The sequence below is a fragment of the Photobacterium sp. SKA34 genome (genome assembly GCF_000153325.1).
GTDB lineage: Bacteria > Pseudomonadota > Gammaproteobacteria > Enterobacterales > Vibrionaceae > Photobacterium.
Genome location: NZ_CH724144.1, coordinates 419,737 through 442,733 on the forward strand (window position 1 = coordinate 419,737; position 22,997 = coordinate 442,733).

The following is a 22,997-nucleotide window of genomic DNA, read 5'->3' on the forward strand; positions in this document are numbered from 1 at the left end:
CGACGTGTATAATGAAAAAACACATTTATTGCTTTTAGAGTATTTCTTGTTGTGCGTTAATGGCTTAATTATTCTATTTTTTAAAAATAAAATACCTTATGGAACTATCATGATTAATTCGACTTTTCACAGAGATATGTCACATTAATTATAATGTATTACAATTTATTTTTTATATTGTTTCTTTATATCAAATCTAAATTTCATAGAATAGATAATGATAAGCAAATAATGAGATCTTTATCAATTTAAAAAATTATCTTTATTATGACGTTGATTTTTTTGTTTAAGATCAAATAAATAAATTATTAAGTAGGTAAAACAATAATAAAAAGATATTTGATTGTTCTTGTGTTATTTACGAAAGCATTTTTAACAGAGTGTTTTGGTAATTAATATTATTTAAATTAAGGTAAATATTATGAGCAGTGCATTCTATATTCCTACTGTTAACTTCATGGGCGCAGGCTGTTTGACTCAAGCTGCTGATGCGATTAAATCTCACGGTTTTAAAAAAGCACTTATTGTTACCGATAAAGTATTGAACCAAATTGGTGTGGTTACTCAAGTGGCTTTATTGCTCACTGAGCGTGATATTGACTCTGTGGTTTATGATGGTACTCAGCCAAACCCAACCATTAAAAACGTTGATGAAGGTTTAGCGTTACTAAAAGAAAACCAATGTGATTTTGTGATTTCTCTTGGTGGTGGTTCTCCACATGACTGTGCGAAAGGTATTGCGCTATTGGCTGCCAACGGTGGTCACATTGGTGATTACGAAGGTGTTGACCGATCTGCAAAAGCACAGCTGCCTGTGGTTGCTATTAACACTACAGCGGGTACTGCATCGGAGATGACCCGTTTCTGTATTATCACTGATGAAGAACGTCATATTAAGATGGCGATTGTCGATAAAAATACGACTCCATTAATATCTGTAAATGATCCTCAGTTAATGTTGGCAAAACCTGCATCATTAACTGCTGCAACAGGGATGGATGCATTAACTCACGCTATCGAAGCGTATGTTTCAATAGCCGCAACACCAATTACTGATGCAGTGGCGATTAAAGCGATTGAGTTAATTCAACAAAACCTACGTACCGCAGTAAAAGATGGACAAAACTTGAATGCTCGTGAGCAAATGGCATATGCGCAGTTTATGGCTGGTATGGCATTTAACAACGCGTCACTCGGTTATGTACATGCGATGGCGCATCAGTTAGGGGGTTATTACAATCTTCCTCATGGTGTATGTAATGCAGTATTACTACCGCATGTTCAGCGTTATAACGCACAAGTATCAGCTGAGCGTTTACGTGATGTTGCTAAAGCAATGGGTGTTGATGTCGAAGGTATGACTGCAGAGCAGGGTGCTAATGCAGCACTGGAAGCGATTGTGGCGCTATCTAAAGATGTTGGCATTCCATTAGGTTTAAAAGTACTTGGTGTGAAAGAAGAAGATATCCCATTATTGGCTGACAATGCATTGAACGATGCTTGTGGTTTCACTAACCCTAAACAAGCAACTCATGAAGAAATTTCACAGATCTTTATGGCAGCAATGTAATTTAAAGTAATGAGATAATAAAAAGGCAATCTTATAGATTGCCTTTTTTAATGGTTAACTTTTGTATTCGCTTAATGGCGTTAAAGCAGTGGGCTAAACATATAGAAAAAACGCTCGATAAATTTGTTCTTCATTGATCGTTTACTCCATTGCTCACGATCGATTTCGTCAGAATCAGCAATATAGGTTTGTTGTAATTGACTTAGCTCTTGTGTGAAATCAATATTATCGACAGCCATCGTCACTTCAAAATTAAGCCATAAGCTTCGCATATCAAGATTTACAGTACCAATTAGGCAATGGCTATCATCAATCACCACCGATTTTGTGTGTAACAACCCGCCGTGGAAACGATGGATATGTACTCCTGATTCCAGTAAATCACTGAAGAATGATCGGCTTGCCCATTCCACCATAACTGAATCATTTTTACGCGGAATAACAATGTGTACTGCAATACCACGATCAGCTGCTCCTTTCATGGCATGAAGTAAATGTTCACTCGGTACGAAGTAAGGGGTTGTGATAACGACTGATTTTTGTGCTTGGTAAATACTGAGTAACAACGCTTGATGAATAATATCATCTGGCATACCTGGCCCTGATGGTATGACTTGTACCGTGTCTTTGTGTGCCGTATCAAAGGTACAGGAAGGCAGTGGGGGTAAAAAGCGTTTCCCTGTTTCTACTTCCCAGTCCCATGCTTGAATACAATTTAAAACCGAAACGGTAGGGCCTGAAATTCGCACCATGACATCGACCCATTGACCCACGCCCGCATCGACTTTAAAAAATGATGGATCGACTAAATTCATAGAGCCTGTGTAAGCGATATGATCATCAACGACAACAATTTTACGGTGTAGACGTAAATCAAGGCGACGGAAGAACATCCTAAACGGTGATACCGCTAAGGCTTCAACTAATTCGATGCCAGCACCGCGCATTAACTTAGGCCAATGCGATTGGAAAAAACGCATACTACCTGCAGAATCAAGTAATAAGCGGACTTTAACATCACGTTTAGCGGCTTGAATTAAAGCAACGCCTACTTCATCTGCAAGTCCACCAGGGTTCCAGATATAAAATTCAAGGTGGATTGAATATTGTGCATGGTTTATGTCGTTAACCAGTGAACGTAAAATTTCTTGTGGTGATGATTGCAAGGATAGGTCATTACCAATGAGTCCGGGGATGCCTAATCGATTTTCACATAACTCACTGATCGGCTTAGCAACAAGGCTCATTTGCTGAGGTTGATGCCCCGGACAATCATTGAGTTGTTTAAACCAATTACCAAAAGGCAAAAACATTTCTCGTGCACGCTCAGCTCGCTTTTTACCAAGATTTAATTCACCAAATAATAGATATGCAATTACCCCACCGATGGGTACGATGTAAATGATCATCATCCACGCTAGCGATACTCCAACAACGCGACGTTTAAATACGACGCGAACTGTAACCGATGCGATGAGTAACCAGTAGGCGAAAACGCCAATCCACGTTAAGACTTGATAAAATTGTTCCATCAAATGACTTCATTGATTCAATAATACGTTATAGATATATAGTGCATTGAAAAATGAAAAAAACCTAATATTTAGGGTGTTTATTAACAAAAATTGGGTGAGAAATCAGTTTTTAACTGTTTAATTAAATGCATAAATTGCACCTAATATTAATGACTGAAATTTATTAAGAAGAAGTATCTATTGGATTGGGATATACCCCTTTTTTCTGTGTTAATTTCGCCCGTGACTTTTCCTTTGATATTGTGCTGTTATACTCGCTCGCTCTTTTGATGTAAGGCTGCCCTATGTTTACTCTTGTATACCAACACCCTGATTTTTTAGTCATTAATAAGCATCCAGGTATCAGTGTTCATAAAGATGACAATGATCAGCCGTTACTCGCTGCTGTTGCTGAACAAACCGGTGACGAAAAACTGTATTTGATCCATCGTCTCGACAAAATGACATCAGGTTTACTTCTGCTTGGACGAAATAAAGAAGCAGCATCGATCCTGTCTTCTAATTTTGCCGAGCGTGTGGTCGAAAAGTTTTATGTTGCGATAGGCACCAAAAAGCCAAAGAAAAAACAAGTTGTGGTGATTGGTGATATGACTCGTTCACGTCGTAGTAGCTGGAAATTAGAAAGTACGAAGGAAAACCCTGCCATCACCCAGTTTTTCTCAACAGCAGCAGGGGAGGGACGACGTTTATTTCTCTGTAAGCCGCATACAGGGAAAACGCATCAGATCCGTGTTGCATTACGTAGTGTCGGTTCTGGTATCACAGGCGATGATATTTATGGCACTGAAGCGTCAGATCGTGGTTACTTACATGCTTATGCTCTGTCTTTTCCTTATAAGGGCAAAACACAGCGTTTTATTTGTCCACCAACAGACGGTAAATTGTGGCAAGTAGCTGAGACGCAACAGGCGTTAAGCGATTGGAGTCAGCCATGGCAATTAGAGTGGCCAACACTGGCTTATAAAAAGGCGAGTTTATAAAGTCTTGAAGTCATTGCTGTGTTTTTCTGCAGTTTATTTAGAACTGTAGAAATCCTCAGCAATTAGCATCAGCACATATTCTTGGTGCTATAACTATCAATAAGCTTAACGTATAATGGCTGTCTAGGATCACCTAGCAAGAGAAAAATCATGCGTATTGCCCGCTCACGAGCTCATAGAAATCAAATTCGTAATCAACGTAATCAACGTCAACTTCGTCATTGTCGTCATCGGGCCCAGCAGTTCTTTCAATTTAAGTATTCTATGTTTTATTCCCCTTACCTTCCTGTATTGAAGCAGACTAACGATGGTATTTTTCAATTATCGTCGCAATTAATTTACCGTAATTATCCAGCATTTATACCGCTTTGTTTGCCTAGAGAAATCACTGCTTCAGTGTCGCCAACGACCCTATTATTAGCGGCTTGAGTAATATAAGACGAGGATACTGGTATTCTTGTGGTCAGTGTATAAAATAGCGCCCTTAATTCACTATATAGTTTGAAATTATGGAAATAAGTGCATTACCCACTTTAGAAGCTCATCTACTAACAGCCTTGTCTTCACCGCCTAATGAAGTTCGTCGACTTTTTCATGGCCGTGGACGTTGCTGGCAAGGGTTAGAGCAAATAACGGTTGATTGGCTACAAGGTCAAGTACTTGTTTCCTTGTTTAAAGAGCCATCACCAGAATTTCTTAGCGCATTAATAACGCTATTAAATAGCCTTACGACAACACCACAATGGCAAGCGAGTGGGGCGATATCGCTATTGCTTCAGCATCGTGATCGCGAAGGATCTCCGATGGACGTGATGTGGGGAGAAACGTCAGAATATCAAGATGTGATTGAAAGTGGTTTAGTTTACAAGCTAGATCTGGGTCGTAAGCAGAATAATGGCTTATTCCTTGATATGCGTTTAGGCCGTGACTGGGTTCGCGAGCAAGCAGCAGGTAAACGCGTACTGAATTTATTCGCTTACACCTGTGGTTTCTCGGTTGCTGCGATTGCTGGTGGTGCTGAGCATGTTGTGAACCTTGATATGGCAAAAGCGGCATTAAGCCGTGGTCGTGATAATCACCATTTAAATAAACATGATTTAAAGAAAGTCAGTTTCTTAGGCCATGAACTATTTAAATCATGGGGTAAGGTCCGAAAATATGGTCCATACGATCTCATTATTATTGACCCACCATCATTTCAGAAAGGTAGCTTTGCACTAACGAAAGATTATCAAAAGATCTTACGCCGTTTACCTGAATTGTTAACCCCAAACGGCACAGTGTTAGCGTGTGTGAATGATCCTAGCATTACTTCAGCTTTCTTGATTGAAGGTATGGCAGCAGAAGCACCAGAGCTAGTGTTTGAAAAACGTCTTGATAATCCATCAGAGTTTAAAGATATTGAACCAGAAGGTGGTTTAAAGGCCTTAGTATTCAAACGCAACTAATTGAAAAATAGAAAATAGCGACAACCACTATCTTATCCCTTATGTTTTAAATATAAGGGATTTTTTATATCTAATTACTGTGTTACTAGTGATAAAAATGGGTAAAGTGTCACATAACCATATATTTAACCTTACTAACTTGTTCATAATTAAGGTAATGTTGCAATTTTTTAGCTGCTGACAAATACTGAGAAGACAGCATATAAAAATAAAAACGCAGGATTGTTATTTCATTTCGTGTAGTTACATAACAAAACATCGATTAAGGATGAGTCATTATGTTTAAGTCTTTTTTTCTCGATCGACGCTGGTTTTTATGGTCGATTTTGGGAAGCGCATTAATACTTTATGGTACTTGGTATCTTGTACAAGTAACTGTTGAAGTCAATGGGTGGTATGGTTCTTTCTTCGATTTACTTCAAAAGGCAATGACAACACCAAATTCAGTGTCGCTTGAAGAAATACTTGCAGGCTGCTTTGAATTTTTAAATATAGTGTCTGTATATGTCTTTGTTGTTGTTTTCTTAGAGTTTTTTACTAAGCACTATGTATTTAGATGGCGAACGGCAATGAATGACTATTATACCTCTCATTGGGATAAGATCCGTCATATAGAAGGGGCATCACAGCGTGTACAAGAAGACACAATGAGGTTAGCAGCGATACTTGAATCACTTGGGGTTAGTTTTTTGCGCTCAGTAATGATTCTTATTGCTTTTTTACCTCTTTTGTGGACGTTAAGTGAGAATATCAAAGAATTACCTTGGATAGGACCCGTTGATCATTCACTGGTTTATTTAGCCATCATTATTTCTATTTTTGGAACAGTGCTTCTTGCTGCTGTAGGATTTAAACTTCCGGGACTTGAATTTAATAATCAAAAAGTTGAAGCGGCGTATCGTAAAGAGCTTGTACATGGTGAGGACCATCAGGAGCGAGCGCAGCCAGAAACACTTAAAGAGCTCTATTCAAACGTTAGGAAAAATTACTTCACACTGTTCAAGCATTATTTATATTTTGATGTTGCTAGGTTTTCCTATATTCAATATACAGTGATTTTACCTTTTATCGCGATGGCGCCAGCCATTGTTTCAGGCGCAATCACTTTCGGGCTCTTTCAACAAATTAATAATTCATTCGGCAAGGTAGAAGAATCATTCCAATATTTGGTACATTCTTGGAAGACTATTGTTGAATTGATGTCGATTTATAAACGTTTGAAAGCATTTGAAATACAAATTAACGAGGCCATTGCGGCTTCAGAAATAACGATAGACGAGCAAATTTAACCATACCGATCAATATTGAAAAAGCCCGTACCAAATGATCATTGGTACGGGCTTTTTATTATTATGAAAATAAATATTAATTCAATGCTTCACAAGATTTTTTAGATACCGCTTGCTCGGCCATTGTACGACCACTGATATCTTTGATCGTAATTAGGTAATTTACACCACTATCAAACAATGGTTTTATTTCTTTGTCATTACAGTAGTTTCTCGCAGCCACTTTTGCAGCATTTGATGGTGAAATACGACTTTTCCCACCATAAATAACATTTATTTTAACGGTATTTCCTGACGCGTAAGCTTGTGTTATTTGATAAGCATCGATTTTTGGATAAGGTGCTTTACTATCAATTGCAGCCGCGCGGCTTTTTGCTAATGCTTCTGCAATTTGTTGTTTTTCATGAGAAGCACAGCCACTAAGCAGTAATAAACCTAATGATGCAGTGATTAGCGCTTTGCTTATAGTTAATTTCACAATTTCGACCTTAAATAAATTATGGAAGTACTTTTTTAAATGGCTTCACAATCACATTAGCGTATACGCCTGCATCAATATAAGGGTCAGCGTCAGCCCATTGTTGTGCTTGTTCTAAAGAAGCAAATTCTGCAATAACAGTCGAGCCTGTAAATCCTGCATCACCTGGGTTCTCACTATCAATGGCGGGCATAGGTCCTGCAACTAATAGGCGACCTTGTTCTTGTAAATCCTTCAAACGTGCAAGGTGTTTTTCACGAACGCTCATACGTCGCTCTAAGCTATTTTCAACGTCTTGAGAAAAAATGACGTACCACATTATTGTTCTCCCTAATAAAGTACAGAAATGATAGCAGTAAGGTGTGGCTATCTATCTTCGTTATTTTATTGAGCAATAGTAACTAATAACAAATGCACTAACTAGGCGTATTTTTTTATATTTGACGAATGTGATTAATGACGTCATTTTTTGTAAAAAAGAAAAGCCCTAGAAAACTAGGGCTTTGATGTTAGTTTAGAAACTCTTGGCATGTTTTAAAGTGATAAATTTTGTCTAATGGCTGCCATTTATCTTTAGCTGATTGATTTTTATCGGCACCTTGAAATTGTGCTACGTAAGCTTCCCATTCGGCTTGGCGAGGGAGAGTTGCTAACTTCGCCATTGCGATATCATGATTAAAGTCGTCGTTGGTTATCATTGTCATAATGATAGTGTCGTCATGTAAATATAATTCCATATCTAATACTTCAATCTCAGCTAAGGCTGTCACCGTTTCTGGCCACATATTTTCGGGCTGGTGTGCTTTTATATATTCGCTGGCATTAAAGTGTTCATTAATCTTAAGTACTTTGGTAAAAATTTTCATTTATCGCACCATCGCTTTTTTAAAGGCAAAGAAGCTGATCACACAGTAGCCAAAGGCTGGGGCTAATTCAGCCATCGAGAAGTCAGAAACATTGTCAGCAATGAAACCCATAAGTGGCACCATAGCGACAGAGCCTACAATCATCATTACCATAAAAGAAGAAGCGATTTTTGTGTCTCTTCCTAAATCTGAAATACCTAGAGAGAAAATAGTAGGGTACATAATAGCCATGAACATTGCTGCTGCTACTAACGAGTACACTCCAATATATCCAGGTGCAAATGATGCTGATAATGCGGCAATGCAAGATAAGATGGCTAAATATCCTAATACTAAATGAGGAGAAAAGCGTTTAATTAGCTGTGTACCAAGAATACGTCCAACAAGAGCACCAACAAGTACATAGATTAAATAGCTTGACGCTTGATCTGGTGTTAGCTCTAGTTTCATTGCACTGTATCGAATTGCGAAGGCATAAATACCGTTTTGACAGCCGTTCATTAAAAACATCGCAATGAGCGCCCATTTAAAATGAGGCTTTTTCATTACACGCTTAAATGTTTTGAAATAGCCGTCAGAAGATTCACCGGCACTGCCTACATCACTTGCTTTAGGAAATGGTGTGAAAATGACTAAAGCAACGATAAGACATAACCCTATTGCAATCACGAAATAAGGTGCTGTCGCTGTGTGTACTAAACTGTGATGATAAGCTTCTACTTGTTCTTGGGACATTGTAGCTAACTGAGTATCACTTTTATACGTAACGCCTTTTAATATATAGTGGGAGCCAATAATTGCCGTTAAAAAGCTTGCTGCCACATTAAAGATTTGTGCGAAATTGATTCTAAAAGCAGCTTCATCTTTGGAGCCTAACATTGTTGCAAGTGGGTTTGCGGATGATTCTAAAAAACCACAACCGCCAGCGATGATAAACAGACCAACTAAGAAGTAACCAAAACTAAAGATTGATGCAGATGTCGAGCATAGAAAAGTGCCTGCAGCCATGCATACAACACCAATAAGAATTGACACTTTAAAACCAAATTTATTACTGACTATACCCGCAATAATTGGAACGAAAAAATAGCCAAAATAGAAAGCACTATCAATAAATCCTGTTTGGAGGTTGCTTAATTGGAAACCAATCTGAAACTGAGGAAGAATTACATTCTGAAGTGCATTAGGGATACCCCAAGCAAAAAACATAACACAAAGGGTGGCAAACGCGAGAGTATATTTCTTAGTGGTTGAAATGTTATTAACATTCGACTCTTTTATATTTACATGCATTTAATTATGCCTCATTCCATTATTGTAAAAAATCATCATTAAGTAGGGTTGATGAAATATTACCTAAAAAAACCGCTTAATTAATTTGTGGTTTTTTTATTGTTATCATGGTCTTTATATTCTGTATTTATTCGGTTTTTTATTTTAAAAGTGTAAAAATAAAGGTTAATTAAATAACCTTTATTTTTGTTAATTATAAACTATAGAATAATGAAGCACTTTCATTAAATAATTTGTATTGGATGTTATGATTATCGCTGTTAACAGAGTCTTTGCATAAGTCTATGATTTTATTCGTATTGGCTGCAGCTTGGCATACGGGCCAGTCTGTGCCGAACATAACGCGACTTGGGCCAAATATTTCAATTACATACTTTATATATTCTATGAGTTCTTCTTCTTTCCAGTTATACCAATCGGCTTCAGTTACAATGCCTGAAATTTTACAGTAGACATGCGGGTAATTATTTGCAATTTTTTTTAAATGAAAAGCCCATGCATCCCATTCTTTTTTCTTTATATTTGGTTTGGCAATGTGATCAATAACCAATTTCATTTTAGGTAATTGTTCTATTAATTTTATAGTGTTTTCTAAGTGTTCACTTTTTATTAATAAGTCATAAGTTTAATTATATTTATCTAATAAACGTAAGCCATTAATAAATTGTGGATCGAGCATAAAGTTTATGTCTGGTTCATCATGTATAACATGACGAAACCCTTTTAATTTAGTCGATGTTTTATATTCTTTTAATTGATGCTCAAGACTCTTGGATTTTAAGTCAATCCAGCCAACAATACCTAAAATATGTTCATTATGATCTGCTAAATCTAATAACCATTTTGTTTCCTGATCCGATTGTCGAGCTTGAACAACAACACTGCCATGAATATTATTGTCTTTCATTTCTTCTTTATACTGACTAGGAAGAAAATCTTGTTGCAATACTTTCATGGAATCATCAATCCAATCAAACTCACTTTGGTTGTAGTGCCAATAATGTTGGTGAGCATCAATTATTTTCATGGATAATTTCCTTATTACAAGTGAGTTAAGGTATCAATTTCGTTCCAAAATTCCTGAGGAATAGAGGCAGTAATACCTTTTAAGTTTGACTCTAAATGATGCTCTTTCATGGCGTTAAGCATCACACTTGTAATTGCTTTATGTCTAAACGGAAATTGAATAGCAGCGGCAATTGGGTCGACATTATGTTTTTCACATACTTGATAGATCCGTTGTACTTTTGCAATGATTTCGTCAGATGCAGGTGCGTAATCATAGTTAGCTCCAGGCTTAGGACCTGAAGCTAAAATGCCTGAGTTAAATACGCCGGCAAGAATAATTGAAATATTCTTTTTTACACATTCATCGAGAAAACCATCATCTGCGGTTTGGTTCAATAATGTGTAGCGACCTGCGAGCATGAAACAATCAAAATCAGTATGTGGCATTGCTTCTTTTAGAACGTCATGTTCATTACAGCCAATACCAATTGCTGTTACTAATCCTTGGCTACGTAACTCATCCATAGCCTTATAACCGCCATCCATAGCAATCTTGAATTGTTTATTATGCTGATCACCATGCGTATAACTACCGATATCGTGCATTAATAAAATATCAATTCGGTTAGTACCTAATCGTTGGCAACTATCTTCAAATGAGCGCATCACACCACTGTAGGAGTAATCATAATGACGGTTAAATGGAGCTTCATTAGGAAAATCATTTGGCATCTGCACACCTTGCTCATGGCGAGGGTGTAAAATACGGCCAACTTTTGTTGATAGAATATAATCGTCACGATTATATTTGTGAAGGCTTAACCCGAGACGACGCTCTGCAAGGCCTGCTCCGTAGTGAGGAGCAACATCGAAATAACGACAGCCGACATCCCAAATTTTATCTAATGCAGCACACGATTGGCGAGTTGATATTTCACGATATAAATTACCAAAACCACTAGCTCCAAAACCAATTTTAGTTAAATCTAAATTTGTTTTGCCCAATTTTTTTGTTTCCATCATATATCCTTAAATTATGCGATTAATTGGTTCATAGCTTTTTTAATACCATATTGCTTAATATTGCTTATATGGGATGAAACGGTTTCAGTTAGCTTTGGTATGCTATTTAAATCTTTTCCCCAATGTTCAGTCATACCAAGAACATTCATTGTTAATTGTTGAATATTAGATTCATATAGAGGTTGCCACTCTTTGAAATTATTAAGTATTTTTAAATCATCATTTAGTTCATAGGTTTCATTTTCACGAGTTCCTTGATAGAAACAAATAAGTGCAGCTAATGAAAAGGAAATGCATGCAGGGGCTTGATGATAAGTTTTACTATATGAGATCAACTGTGGTAGAACTCGAGCCTTAAATTTGGCAAATGAGTTCAAAGAAATACTCAATAAGTTATGTTGAATGTATGGATTTTTGAAGCGGCTAATCACTGAGTTATAGAAATCAAGTAATTCTTCTTGCGGCATTTTAATCATTGGTATGACTTCATGGCGAATAAGATTATCAACAAATGATTGAATACATTCATCTTCAATAGATTCTCTAACAGTATCAAATCCTGATAAGTACGCGACAGGAACCATTGAGGTATGTGCGCCATTTAAAATAGCAACTTTTCGCTCTTTGTAGCTTTTTATATCGTCAACAACTTTAATGTTCAGTGGATATTGATCTAGCTTTAATTTATCTTTAAGCCAATCAGGCCCTTGAATAACAAATAAATAAAAATGCTCTGCTGTAACGAGAAAATTATCTTGATATCCTAAAGATGATTCTATTTGTTGTATTTCATCTTTAGGGTAGCCTGTTACAATTCTATCAACAAGGGTAGAGCAAAATGTATTTGCTTCATTGATCCATTTTTGGAATTGATGCCCTAGATCCCAAAGGTAGATATATTGTTCAATGCATTTTTTTAACTCTTCTCCGTTATAGTCAATGAGTTCGCAAGGAAGAAATATAAGCCCTTTATTGATATCACCACTAAATGTAGTAAAACGATGCAAAAGAAATTGTGTAAGTTTACCTGGAAAAGTTGAAGCTGGTTGGTCATGAAGTTTATCAGTATCATTAAATTTGATACCAGCTTCGGTTGTATTTGAAATAACCCATTCTAAATCTGGGTTTTCTGCTTCTAGTAGATACTCGTCAAACTCTTGATAAGCGAATACTTCTTTATTAACAGATTGTATTACTCTTGTTGTTGACTCCTTTTCTCCTTTTTCATTAAGTCCTCTAATTAGAGTTGTATATAATCCATCTTGATTGTCTAGTTTTGGATGCAAGCTATTAATTGGTCTTATTATTGTAATGCCGGTATTAAAGTCGGTATGCTCATTAAGTAAATCAAATTGCCAGTCAATAAATGCTCTTAAAAAATTACCTTCACCAAATTGTATTGCTTTTGTTGGGTAGTTCTTTCGTGGGTATGATGCATTATTTAATATCATAAATTTACTCTTATATTTAAAATTATTATTAGCTGTCAGGCGAGGTAAACTATGTGATGAATATACCTATGAAAAAACACCTTTTTATCTGTATGGTTATTTAATGTGTTAGTATTCATTTTTTTCGGATTTTTATCGGTATTTAATGAGAGTATTGAAGTAATATCGAGGATAATTACAATAAGTATTGATCTATATAATAAGCATTAATAAGATGTGATTGTCAGGTGGGGGCTTTAATAAGAGGCCATTACAGTGAATACAGTTTACAAAATTAGTGATAAAGACAATGTTGTTATTGCATTAAAGAACTTTAAATGTGGTGAATTATTTACTATTGGAAATGATAGTATTGAAATAAAAGAGCCTATTGATAAAGGTAATAAAATTGCCTTAACTGATATTAAAAATAGTGAATTAATTACAAAATATGGCTTTTCAATTGGTCATGCTACTGAAGATATAAAGCAAGGTTTTTTAGTTCACACCCATAATATAAAAACGAATCTATCTGATACGATTGATTATACTTATACACCTAAAATTATGAAAGAACATGTTTCTCTTTCTGAAAGAGAAATTAATGTTTATCAAAGAATTAATGGTGATGTCGCAATAAGAAATGAAATATGGGTAATACCAACGGTTGGTTGTGTAAATGGTATTTCAGAGCAGATTGTTAATGAATTTAAAAAAAGAAATACACTAGATGATATTGATGGTGTTTTTGTTTTCAAGCATCAATTTGGTTGCTCTCAACTTGGTGGTGATCATGAAAATACTAAATTGATTTTAGGCGATCTCGTTAAACATCCAAATGCTGGTGGGTGTTTAGTTGTTGGGTTAGGCTGTGAAAATAATCAAATTTCTGCATTCAAAGAAAGTTTGAATGATTATGATGAAAGCAGAGTGATGTTTTTAAACTCTCAAGATGTTGAAGATGAGATAGAAAACGGCGTTAAAAAATTAGAAGTTATTTATCAATCAGTTCGAACTGATAAAAGACAGAAAATGCCAATCGGTAAGTTAAAAATTGGTTTAGAGTGTGGTGGTTCGGATGGTTTTTCTGGTTTGACGGCGAATCCATTACTCGGTAAGTTTTCTGATTACATCATTAATTATGGTGGTACATCTGTGTTAACTGAAGTACCTGAAATGTTTGGCGCTGAGCATCTTTTATTTGAACGATGTAATGATAAAAAGACGTTTGATAAAGCGGTGAATATGGTGAATGATTTTAAACAGTACTTTATTGATCATAATCAGCCAATCTATGAAAATCCATCTCCTGGTAATAAAAAGGGTGGGATCTCAACATTAGAAGATAAATCACTGGGCTGTACTCAAAAATCAGGTTCGTCTAGTGTTATTGATGTTTTAAAGTATGGAGAAAAAATAAAGCAAAACGGCTTATTGTTATTAAATGCGCCAGGCAATGATCCTATAGCAACAACAGCTTTATGTGCGAGTGGATGTCATATTGTGTTATTCACAACAGGTAGAGGGACCCCTTATGGTGGGGTTGTACCTACAATAAAAGTGTCATCGAATAATACATTAGCCGAAAAGAAAAAAAATTGGATTGATTTTAATGCTGGCAAGCTTTTGACAGGTACTTCTATGGAAGATTTATTAGAAGAATTTGTTGATAGTATTGTCGCTGTTGCTAATGGTGAGTTGACGTGTAATGAAAAAAACAATATGCGTGAAATTGCTATATTTAAATCAGGTGTAACACTTTAAATAACGAGCAGCACCGAACGGTGCTGCTTTTTTATTTTTCAATTAGACTATTTTCAAAAGATTTTTTAGCTGTCTTTAAATGAAGATCTAATTCATCTTTTGCTTCTAAGTAATTACCAGATAACATTTTACACAATATCGATATATGTTCCGAAATGGCTATTTGATTTCTATTTCTTAAGTCGTGGTCATCCCATTGATACTGCAAATGAAATATCATAGATATAGTCTCAAAATACTCATCCATAAAAACATTATCACTAGCAGATAAAATAAGTTTATGAAACTCTCTATCTATGTTTGAAAACTCTCTATAATCATTTAATATTTTTTTATCGAAGTTCTTATGCTGCTCTAATAAATACTTTGCTTGTGCCCAGCGAATATCATTTTGAGGTAGTTGCATAAAGCTTTTTATTGAATGGTTCTCAATTAACAATCTTAAATCATATAATTTGTTTACATAATTAACATCAATTGGAGTCATTTCCCATAGCCCATGCTCTTGAAGTGTTAGTATCTTAAAACGAGAAAGAATAATTAATTGTTCATGAACTTCTTTGACACTTATTCCAATTTCAGAAGCAAGCTCTCTTTCGGTGAAAAGGTCTCCTGGCTGTATTTTCTTACTATTAACAGCATAATTAAGGTATTTTTCAACAAGCTCTTTGGGTTGTTTTATTCTTGTTTTTCTTACTTTCTTATATTTATCATTACTATCCGGTGTTCTTGATAAGACAATGCCATCGTTGGTTTCTAGAAGTAAATTTTTATCTATAAATTCATTTATTATATTTCTAATTGTCGTTCTACTCACACTATAAAGATCTGCAAGAATTGTTTGTGATGGTAATGGGGACTCGATATTTCCCTGACTTAAATCATCTATGATTTGATTAGCTATGAGTTTTCGCAAATTTTTACTTCGTGACATGTTTTCTCCTCCTGCTATATATAAAAAACCATTTAACGACTAAAAAAAAGGATTGCTGTCACACTAATTATTTATTTTAAAAATATGTGAAGTTTAAAGGTCGATAATGTTCTCAATTTAATGAGGAGCACCTGCTATGAAAACTTTAGTTGTTGAAAAACCATATACCTTCAAATATGAAGAAACTAATATTCAAAAGCCGGGGTTAAATACCGTAACCTTGCGTGTTTTAGCTGTCGGTATTTGTGGTACAGATATTCATGCTTATACAGGGAATCAACCTTTTTTTACATACCCTAGAGTATTAGGCCACGAAGTTTGTGGTGAAATTACTGAAGTAGGTGAAAATGTAACACAATGGAAAAAAGGTGACCGTGTTGCCTTAATTCCATATGTATCATGCCAAGTTTGTCCATCCTGTCAAAGTGGCCGTCCTAACTGTTGTGAAAATATTTCGGTTATCGGCGTTCATGAAAATGGTGGTTTTTGTGAGTATTTAAATGTCCCTGCATCACAATTACTTTCAGTTACTGATGTTGAACCGTCCACAGCTGCTCTCATAGAACCATTTGCGATCAGTGCCCATGCTGTCAGACGTGCAAATGTGCAAAAAGGTCAAGATATTCTTGTGGTTGGTGCTGGACCAATTGGACTTGGGGCTGCGGCTATTGCCAAAAGTGATGGTGCAAATGTTATCGTCGCTGATACTTCTGAAGAACGTCGTATGCACATTGAAAAAGTTGTCGGCGTGAAAGCAATTGCCCCTGATGAAGAGGCGGTTAGAGAGTGTTTTTCAGGCGCTCTGGCATTGACTGTCATTGATGCTACTGGTAATGCTAATGCGATGAATAACGCTGTTAACCTGATTCGTAATGGCGGCACGATTGTATATGTTGGTTTGCATAAAGGTAACTTAGAAATTAGTGATCCAGACTTCCATAAAAAAGAAACCACATTAATGGGAAGTCGTAATGCGACACTTGAAGACTTTGAAAAAGTGGCCCGTTTAATGTCGAGTAAAGACATCTCAGCAGAAATGATGTTGACTCATAGCTTTATGTTTTCTGAGTTGGCTGAAATTTATCAAGAACAAGTTATTGATAACAAGCAATTATTGAAAGCTGTTATTTTAATGTCAGAGTAATTCGAGGTAATGATAATGGCAGATATCACCATTAGCGTTATTGGAGAATGTATGGTTGAGCTCCAAAAGTCGGGGGATTTATATAAACCTAACTTTGGTGGCGATACCTTAAATACAGCCTTGTATCTCGCTCGTTTAGTTGATGGAAAAAATATCAGTATTAATTATGTTACTGGTATTGGTGAAGATATTTTTAGTCAGAAAATGGTTAAAGCTTGGCAAGCTGAAAACATTAACACTGATTTAGTACATACCTCAGCAACTAAAAATGCTGGTTTATATGTAATTGATACGGATTCTGATGGCGAGCGTAGTTTCCATTATTGGCGAAGTGATTCTGCCGCGCGATATTGGTTACAAGATGTCAGTATGTCAGATTTAGTCAGTAAGCTCAGCCAAAGCCAGTGGATTTATTTAAGTGGTATCAGCTTAGCGATATTGCCCCAAAAAGCGCTTGAAATTTTGTTTGATGTTTTACATGAATGCCATCGACAAGGAACTAAGATTGCTTTTGATAACAACTATCGAGCAAATTTGTGGTCTTCGAAAGAGGAAGCTCAATCTGCTTATCGCCGTATATTAAAGATGACAGATCTTGCTTTTTTAACTTTCGATGATGAGCAAGCATTGTTTGGTGATGCAAGCGAATCACAATCAATAGAACGAGCGCAAACAATGGGAATTGATGAGATCGTTATCAAGCGAGGTAGTCAAGCTTGTTTTGTTGTTAAAGATGACCACCTTCATGAGGTCCCTGCTAGACATATCTCAAATATCATTGATACAACGGCTGCTGGTGACTCGTTTAGTGCGGGTTATATGGCAAGTCGATTGATAGAATGTGATGCACCAAAAGCTGCTGCAATGGGGCACTTACTTGCAGGCACTGTTATTCAATATCCCGGTGCCATCATTCCGTTAGATGTAATGCCACAACTCAATGATAATTAGGAATAAATATGAATTTACTTGAAAAGCTACAAACGATGAAAGTTGTGCCCGTTATCGCAATGGAAAATGCAAGTAATGCAGCAAAGCTTGCAAAAGTTCTGGTAGAGAATGGACTCCCATGTGCAGAGGTTACCTTTCGAACACCCGCCGCAAAAGAAGCAATTATTAATATGCGTAAGGCATATCCAGATATGCTATTGGGAGCGGGGACAGTTTTAACAACAAAACACGTCGATGATGCGATTGAAGCTGGCGTAGATTTTATCGTTAGCCCTGGATTTAATCCAAACATTGTTAAATACAGTCAACAACGCAAGGTCAAAATTATTCCTGGAGTTAATAACCCAAGCTTGGTGGAACAAGCTTTGGAGATGGGAATTGATACACTGAAGTTCTTTCCTGCGGAGCCATCTGGTGGTGTTGCGATGCTAAAATCGTTAAGCGCAGTTTATCCTGTTAACTTTATGCCTACTGGTGGCGTTAATGAGGCTAACATAAATAATTATCTTACTTTACCTTCGGTACTTGCTTGTGGTGGTACTTGGATGGTCCCTAATGCTTTGATTGAAAATGAGCAGTGGGAAGATATAGCCGTTTTAGTAAGGACTGTTGTAGAACAACTTCGTAAAACAGTTGTTTAACAATGAAAAAGTCAGGTTCATTGAACCTGACTTTGCTTATTACGAGTTTTTTTGAATTGGGCGAGGGCGGCCTTCACTATTAATAGCAACATAATTAAATGTTGCTTCGCATACACGGTATCTATCACCGACAGCCTCAACATCGACAGGCTTAACCCATACTTCAAGACCGACACTCATCGATGTATTACCAATACGCTTACATTCACCGTAACAGCAAACCACGTCACCAACACCAACGGGTGCTTTAAACTCTATTTTGTCAACAGAGACAGTTACAACACGCCCGCCAGAAATTTCTTTAGCAAGGATCGCGCCTGCTAAGTCCAATTGGGACATGATCCAACCACCAAATATATCACCGTTGGCGTTGGTGTCGGCTGGCATGGCAAGCGTGCGAAGCAGAAGCTGTCCACGAGGGATATTATTTTCAGTGTTCATGATTTACAACTTTACTGGTTATTGTCACTTTTCGGTAAGTGGCGATAAATGTAGCCACCGGTGAGGAAGGTAAAGAGCAGCGTTAATGCTAATAGCCCAAATACCTTAAAGTCTACCCATATATCTAAAGGGAAATTGAATGCAATATAGATGTTTACTATAGCGCAGACAACAAAAAACACACTCCAAGCAAGGTTAATTCGTAACCAAATTGATTCAGGTAAGGTAATTTCTTTACCTAGCATACTTTTGATCAGTGGTTTACCCATAAATTGGCTAATAAGTAATGCTAGGGCAAAGATGGCGTAGATGATGGTGACTTTCCACTTAATGAAGTTTTCGTCATGGAGGAAAATGGTTAACCCTCCAAAAACAGCCACTAATATGAAAGTAACAAGTTGCATTTTTTCGACTTTTTTATAGATAAACCAAGTCAAAGCTACCTGAACCGCTGTTGCTGCAATTAAAGCGCCTGTGGCGATAAAAATGCCACTCGTTTTGAATAAAATAAAGAAAATTATAAGGGGAATAAAATCTATTAATTGTTTCATTACAACAACTCATTTTTAATAATTATTGATAGTATACCTTTTTAGAATCATGAATGAAAAACGATCAAAAAAAAGCTGCTCTTCACTATTGGATGGGAGAGTAGTTTGAGCGATATGAGCTTGGAAAAATAGACTAAGTAATATGCAGTAGAAAGAGTAATTCTGTGTAGGTAGAAATAGTTAAAAGCCTATCAACGAGAAAGTAACTCTCATTTGATAGGCTTTTATTAATAAATATTTTTAAGGTTTTTTTAGGGTTTACTTGCCGCTTTCATCGATGAAATGAATGCAGATAATTTTTCTAACATTACGGTGTTGTTTTCAAGGTTTTGCTCGATAATTTTGACTACTGCTGAGCCTGAGATTACGCCTGCTGCACCCGCAGTGATCGCTTCTTTAACTTGCTCTGGAGAAGAAATACCAAATCCTAATATAGCAGGCGGCGCGTTATGTGCTTTAAGGCTTGAGAGCAAATGATCAATTGGCATGCCTGCTTTTGTTTCAGCGCCTGTAACACCTGCGCGTGACAATAGATAAGTGTAACCACCACCGAGTTCGGATACAGCTTGGAGAGTGGTTTCGTCTGCGTTAGGTGGCGCAATAAAAATAGGATGAACACCGTATTTATTTGCTGCATCACGAAACTCTTGTGACGCATTAACGGGAACATCCGCAATTAATACTGAATCCACACCTGCTTTTGCGCATTGCTGATAAAAGTTATCGATGCCAGCGGCAAACACAAGGTTGGCGTACATCAATAATCCGACTGGCACCTCTGGGTATTTTTGACGAATTTGTGTTAGTAATTCAAAACACAAAGCTGGTGTGGTGCCTGATTCTAATGCGCGAATGGTTGAGCCTTGAATTGTAGGACCATCAGCGAGAGGATCTGAAAATGGAATACCTAACTCTAAAGCATCAGCGCCAGACTCAACCAATGTATCAATGATTTTCATTGATTGTTCTGGTGTCGGATCGCCAATGGTAACAAAAGGCACAAAAGCGCCTTCATTGCGCTCAGCTAATGTGCTAAATAATTGTTGATAACGATCCATTATAGTGCTCCTTTTTCCTGCAAAATATCGTGAACAGTAAAGATATCCTTGTCACCACGACCTGATAAGTTAACCACCAGCAATTGTTCTTTTTCTGGCTCTGCATGAATAAGTTTCATTGCATAAGCTAATGCATGAGCAGACTCAAGTGCAGGAATAATCCCTTCCTTACGGGCGAGTAATTGGAACGCATCCAATGCTTCATCATCTGTCACAGAGCCGTATTCAGCACGACCTGTTGCATTTAAGTGAGCATGTTGTGGACCGACAGATGGGAAATCAAGACCTGCTGATACAGAGTAAGACTCTTCAACTTGACCATGTTGGTCTTGCATCAGTGGTGCTTTCATACCAAAGAAAATACCTAATGTACCGTGTTTAAGAGGTGCACCATGCATGTCAGTATCTAAACCTTTGCCGGCGGGTTCTACACCAATTAGTTTTACATCGGTTTCTTCAATAAAATCTGAAAACATACCAATCGCGTTTGAGCCACCACCAACACAGGCAATTAGAGCATCTGGTAGGCGACCTTCTTTCTCTAAGATCTGGGCTTTAGTTTCTTCACCAATAATATGCTGGAATTCTCGCACAATTGTTGGGAATGGGTGAGGACCCGCCGCTGTACCTAGCAAGTAGTGTGCGTTGTCATAACTTGAAGACCAATCACGCATTGCTTCATTACAAGCATCTTTTAAGGTTGAAGAGCCTGAGTGGACAGGAATAACTTCAGCGCCCATCAACTTCATACGGAATACGTTAGGGCTTTGACGTTCAACATCTTTAGCACCCATGTAAACGCGACATTTAAGACCGAGTAGTGCACAAGCAAGCGCGGTTGCAACACCGTGTTGACCCGCACCTGTTTCCGCGATGATCTCATTTTTACCCATGCGTTTAGCGAGTAATGCTTGACCTAAAACTTGGTTAGTTTTGTGCGCGCCACCGTGTAATAAATCTTCACGTTTCAGGTATAGCTTTGTTTTCGTCCCTTTAGTCAAGTTCTGACATAGCGTTAGGGCAGTTGGACGACCAGCGTATTCTTTAAGTAGTGTAATAAATTCTTGTTGAAAACTTGGATCTTGCTGCGCTTCAATAAACGCATCTTCCAATTGATCTAATGCAGGCACTAAAATTTGTGGTACATACTGACCACCAAATTCGCCAAAAAAGGCATCTAATTTACTCATAATTATTTATCGTCCTTAATATTTTTGATTGCCGCGAATGCCGCACTCAATTTATTCGGGTCTTTTTTACCTGGCGCACTTTCCACACCAGAATTTAAATCAAGGCCATCAAATCCTAATGCTGCCGCTTGTTGTACGTTGTCTGCATTTAAGCCACCAGCCAGTAATATACCCTTGCGATCACCGCTTTGGATCAACGACCAGTCGAAGGTTATCCCTGTACCACCACTTTGATTACCTACTTTACTATCAACAAGGTGTTTATCAACTTGGTATGTTGATAAATCAGGTAAAGTATCTGATACCCCGTGCGCTTTCCAAATTTTACATTGAGCTGGAAGTTGTGCTTTTAGCTCATTAATGTATTGCTGTGTTTCTGTGCCATGTAACTGCACAACACTTAGTACAAGTTGTTTTGCCGTATCGACAATTGTTTCAAGCTCTGCATTTTGGAATACACCAACATAATCGAGTGGGGCTCCTGTCATCACATGGCGTGCTTGCTCGATATCAACACTGCGAGGGGATGCAGGGGCAAAAATTAAGCCCCCGTAAACGGCACCATTTTGGTAAGCGATAGTGGCGTCTTTTGCTTGGGTTAATCCGCAGACCTTGTTATCACCAAGTAACACACGGCGTACCGCAAGATCGAGGTTATCTTCTGCCATTAACGAGCTACCAATTAAAAAGCCATTGGCATATTGAGATAACTGACGAATTTCTTGATTGCTATAAATGCCAGACTCTGAAATTACAATTGTGTCTTGTGATAATTTCGGTGCAAGCTGCTTTGTGCGGTCTAAATCAATACTTAAATCTCGTAAATTACGGTTATTAATACCGACAACTTTCGCTTTTAAGTTAATTGCACGTTCAAGTTCTTCTTCGTTACTCACTTCCGTTAAAATGCCAAGATTTAATTGATTGGCAACATCAGCAAGAGTTTGGTATTCCTCGTCATTGAGGACTGACAACATCAGCAAAATCGCATCAGCTTGATAATGACGAGCTAAATAGACTTGATAGGTATCAACCATGAAGTCTTTACAGAGTACGGGCTGGCGTACTTGACCACGGATTTGAGGGAGAAACTCAAAGTTACCTTGGAAGTATTTTTTATCGGTGAGTACTGAAATCGCACTGGCGTAGTTGTTGTACACACTAGCAATGTAATCAAGATTAAAATCATCTCGGATCAAGCCTTTTGATGGCGAGGCTTTTTTACATTCAAGAATGAATGCAGGGCGCTCTACACCGTTATCAGTATTGGATGATAACGCTTGGTAGAAGTCGCGATCACTTGGGATGAGGTCATGAATAAATGTATCAAGTGGCTGTGATTTTTTGCGTGCTTCTACCCAAATTTTTTTGTCAGCAACAATTTTTGCTAATACTGTTTCCAT

24 protein-coding genes are annotated in these 22,997 nt (G+C 37.2%); 9 read left to right on the forward strand and 15 right to left on the reverse strand.

Going from position 1 to position 22,997, the window contains the following annotated elements; all coding sequences use genetic code 11:
* Nucleotides 1-421: 421 nt before the first annotated feature.
* A complete protein-coding gene (gene yiaY, locus SKA34_RS18165; protein ID WP_006646983.1) occupies nucleotides 422-1,570 on the forward strand; it encodes an L-threonine dehydrogenase in 1,149 nt (382 codons plus the stop codon).
* Between the two features lie 80 nt (nucleotides 1,571-1,650).
* Here the strand turns inward: yiaY and cls are convergent, their stop codons facing one another.
* A complete protein-coding gene (gene cls, locus SKA34_RS18170) occupies nucleotides 1,651-3,102 on the reverse strand; it encodes a cardiolipin synthase (protein WP_006646984.1) in 1,452 nt (483 codons plus the stop codon).
* Between the two features lie 287 nt (nucleotides 3,103-3,389).
* Here cls and SKA34_RS18175 point away from each other — a divergent pair, with 287 nt between their 5' ends.
* From SKA34_RS18175 to sbmA, 4 genes are all read left to right on the forward strand, one after another.
* Nucleotides 3,390-4,085 carry a TIGR01621 family pseudouridine synthase gene (locus SKA34_RS18175; RefSeq protein WP_006646985.1) on the forward strand — a complete coding sequence of 232 codons (696 nt, stop codon included), beginning with the start codon at nucleotides 3,390-3,392 and terminating at the stop codon, nucleotides 4,083-4,085.
* A 150-nt stretch (nucleotides 4,086-4,235) separates the two neighbouring features.
* Nucleotides 4,236-4,514 carry a hypothetical protein gene (locus SKA34_RS18180; RefSeq protein ID WP_006646986.1) on the forward strand — a complete coding sequence of 93 codons (279 nt, stop codon included), beginning with the start codon at nucleotides 4,236-4,238 and terminating at the stop codon, nucleotides 4,512-4,514.
* Nucleotides 4,515-4,594: 80 nt separating this feature from the next.
* On the forward strand, nucleotides 4,595-5,533 hold the full coding sequence (locus SKA34_RS18185; protein WP_006646987.1) for a class I SAM-dependent methyltransferase: 939 nt from the start codon (nucleotides 4,595-4,597) through the stop codon (nucleotides 5,531-5,533).
* A gap of 278 nt (nucleotides 5,534-5,811) precedes the next feature.
* On the forward strand, nucleotides 5,812-6,822 hold the full coding sequence (gene sbmA, locus SKA34_RS18190) for a peptide antibiotic transporter SbmA (protein WP_005370758.1): 1,011 nt from the start codon (nucleotides 5,812-5,814) through the stop codon (nucleotides 6,820-6,822).
* 76 nt (nucleotides 6,823-6,898) lie between these two features.
* On the opposite strand, the gene gspS2 is transcribed toward sbmA, so the two are convergent.
* The 8 genes from gspS2 to SKA34_RS18225 form a co-directional block, all read right to left on the reverse strand.
* The gene (gene gspS2, locus SKA34_RS18195; RefSeq protein WP_006646988.1) at nucleotides 6,899-7,300 is read right to left on the reverse strand and encodes a type II secretion system pilot lipoprotein GspS-beta; all 402 of its coding nucleotides are present in this window, start codon (nucleotides 7,298-7,300) and stop codon (nucleotides 6,899-6,901) included.
* A 19-nt stretch (nucleotides 7,301-7,319) separates the two neighbouring features.
* Entirely contained in the window at nucleotides 7,320-7,619 is a 300-nt protein-coding gene (locus SKA34_RS18200) for a YciI family protein (RefSeq protein WP_006646989.1), read from the reverse strand.
* Between the two features lie 190 nt (nucleotides 7,620-7,809).
* Nucleotides 7,810-8,166 (reverse strand): L-rhamnose mutarotase, encoded by a 357-nt coding sequence (locus SKA34_RS18205; protein WP_006646990.1) that lies wholly within the window; start codon nucleotides 8,164-8,166, stop codon nucleotides 7,810-7,812.
* Complete coding sequence (gene fucP / locus SKA34_RS18210; RefSeq protein WP_006646991.1) at nucleotides 8,167-9,459, reverse strand: L-fucose:H+ symporter permease; 1,293 nt, start codon at nucleotides 9,457-9,459, stop codon at nucleotides 8,167-8,169.
* Nucleotides 9,460-9,652: 193 nt separating this feature from the next.
* Nucleotides 9,653-10,069 (reverse strand): amidohydrolase, encoded by a 417-nt coding sequence (locus SKA34_RS23005; RefSeq protein ID WP_369750686.1) that lies wholly within the window; start codon nucleotides 10,067-10,069, stop codon nucleotides 9,653-9,655.
* Between the two features lie 15 nt (nucleotides 10,070-10,084).
* Nucleotides 10,085-10,486 (reverse strand): amidohydrolase, encoded by a 402-nt coding sequence (locus tag SKA34_RS23010; protein ID WP_006646993.1) that lies wholly within the window; start codon nucleotides 10,484-10,486, stop codon nucleotides 10,085-10,087.
* A gap of 14 nt (nucleotides 10,487-10,500) precedes the next feature.
* The gene (locus SKA34_RS18220) at nucleotides 10,501-11,487 is read right to left on the reverse strand and encodes an aldo/keto reductase (RefSeq protein WP_006646994.1); all 987 of its coding nucleotides are present in this window, start codon (nucleotides 11,485-11,487) and stop codon (nucleotides 10,501-10,503) included.
* Between the two features lie 14 nt (nucleotides 11,488-11,501).
* Nucleotides 11,502-12,941, reverse strand: coding sequence for a tagaturonate reductase (locus SKA34_RS18225; protein WP_006646995.1), 1,440 nt, complete (start codon nucleotides 12,939-12,941; stop codon nucleotides 11,502-11,504).
* Nucleotides 12,942-13,196: 255 nt separating this feature from the next.
* Between SKA34_RS18225 and SKA34_RS18230 the strand changes: the two genes are divergently transcribed.
* Nucleotides 13,197-14,684 carry a UxaA family hydrolase gene (locus SKA34_RS18230; RefSeq protein ID WP_006646996.1) on the forward strand — a complete coding sequence of 496 codons (1,488 nt, stop codon included), beginning with the start codon at nucleotides 13,197-13,199 and terminating at the stop codon, nucleotides 14,682-14,684.
* A 31-nt stretch (nucleotides 14,685-14,715) separates the two neighbouring features.
* Here the strand turns inward: SKA34_RS18230 and SKA34_RS18235 are convergent, their stop codons facing one another.
* Nucleotides 14,716-15,618: a GntR family transcriptional regulator gene (locus SKA34_RS18235; protein ID WP_006646997.1), complete on the reverse strand. Its 903-nt coding sequence runs from the start codon at nucleotides 15,616-15,618 to the stop codon at nucleotides 14,716-14,718.
* A 136-nt stretch (nucleotides 15,619-15,754) separates the two neighbouring features.
* Here SKA34_RS18235 and SKA34_RS18240 point away from each other — a divergent pair, with 136 nt between their 5' ends.
* Genes SKA34_RS18240 through SKA34_RS18250 form a run of 3 tightly spaced genes read left to right on the forward strand, consistent with a single transcriptional unit; the run spans nucleotide 15,755 to nucleotide 18,354 of the window.
* Complete coding sequence (locus tag SKA34_RS18240) at nucleotides 15,755-16,762, forward strand: zinc-binding alcohol dehydrogenase family protein (protein WP_006646998.1); 1,008 nt, start codon at nucleotides 15,755-15,757, stop codon at nucleotides 16,760-16,762.
* 15 nt (nucleotides 16,763-16,777) lie between these two features.
* Nucleotides 16,778-17,713 carry a sugar kinase gene (locus tag SKA34_RS18245; protein ID WP_006646999.1) on the forward strand — a complete coding sequence of 312 codons (936 nt, stop codon included), beginning with the start codon at nucleotides 16,778-16,780 and terminating at the stop codon, nucleotides 17,711-17,713.
* 8 nt (nucleotides 17,714-17,721) lie between these two features.
* Nucleotides 17,722-18,354 carry a bifunctional 4-hydroxy-2-oxoglutarate aldolase/2-dehydro-3-deoxy-phosphogluconate aldolase gene (locus SKA34_RS18250; RefSeq protein ID WP_006647000.1) on the forward strand — a complete coding sequence of 211 codons (633 nt, stop codon included), beginning with the start codon at nucleotides 17,722-17,724 and terminating at the stop codon, nucleotides 18,352-18,354.
* Nucleotides 18,355-18,393: 39 nt separating this feature from the next.
* Here the strand turns inward: SKA34_RS18250 and yciA are convergent, their stop codons facing one another.
* The 5 genes from yciA to trpCF all read right to left on the reverse strand — a co-directional run bounded on the left by yciA (nucleotide 18,394) and on the right by trpCF (nucleotide 22,997).
* Nucleotides 18,394-18,795 (reverse strand): acyl-CoA thioester hydrolase YciA, encoded by a 402-nt coding sequence (gene yciA, locus SKA34_RS18255; RefSeq protein WP_005370787.1) that lies wholly within the window; start codon nucleotides 18,793-18,795, stop codon nucleotides 18,394-18,396.
* Nucleotides 18,796-18,806: 11 nt separating this feature from the next.
* Nucleotides 18,807-19,346, reverse strand: coding sequence for a septation protein A (locus SKA34_RS18260; RefSeq protein ID WP_006647001.1), 540 nt, complete (start codon nucleotides 19,344-19,346; stop codon nucleotides 18,807-18,809).
* A 251-nt stretch (nucleotides 19,347-19,597) separates the two neighbouring features.
* Entirely contained in the window at nucleotides 19,598-20,404 is an 807-nt protein-coding gene (gene trpA, locus SKA34_RS18265; protein ID WP_006647002.1) for a tryptophan synthase subunit alpha, read from the reverse strand.
* Nucleotides 20,404-21,594 (reverse strand): tryptophan synthase subunit beta, encoded by a 1,191-nt coding sequence (gene trpB, locus SKA34_RS18270; protein WP_006647003.1) that lies wholly within the window; start codon nucleotides 21,592-21,594, stop codon nucleotides 20,404-20,406. Before trpB ends, trpA begins: the two co-directional genes overlap by 1 nt.
* A 2-nt stretch (nucleotides 21,595-21,596) precedes the next feature.
* Nucleotides 21,597-22,997: a bifunctional indole-3-glycerol-phosphate synthase TrpC/phosphoribosylanthranilate isomerase TrpF gene (gene trpCF / locus SKA34_RS18275; protein WP_006647004.1), complete on the reverse strand. Its 1,401-nt coding sequence runs from the start codon at nucleotides 22,995-22,997 to the stop codon at nucleotides 21,597-21,599.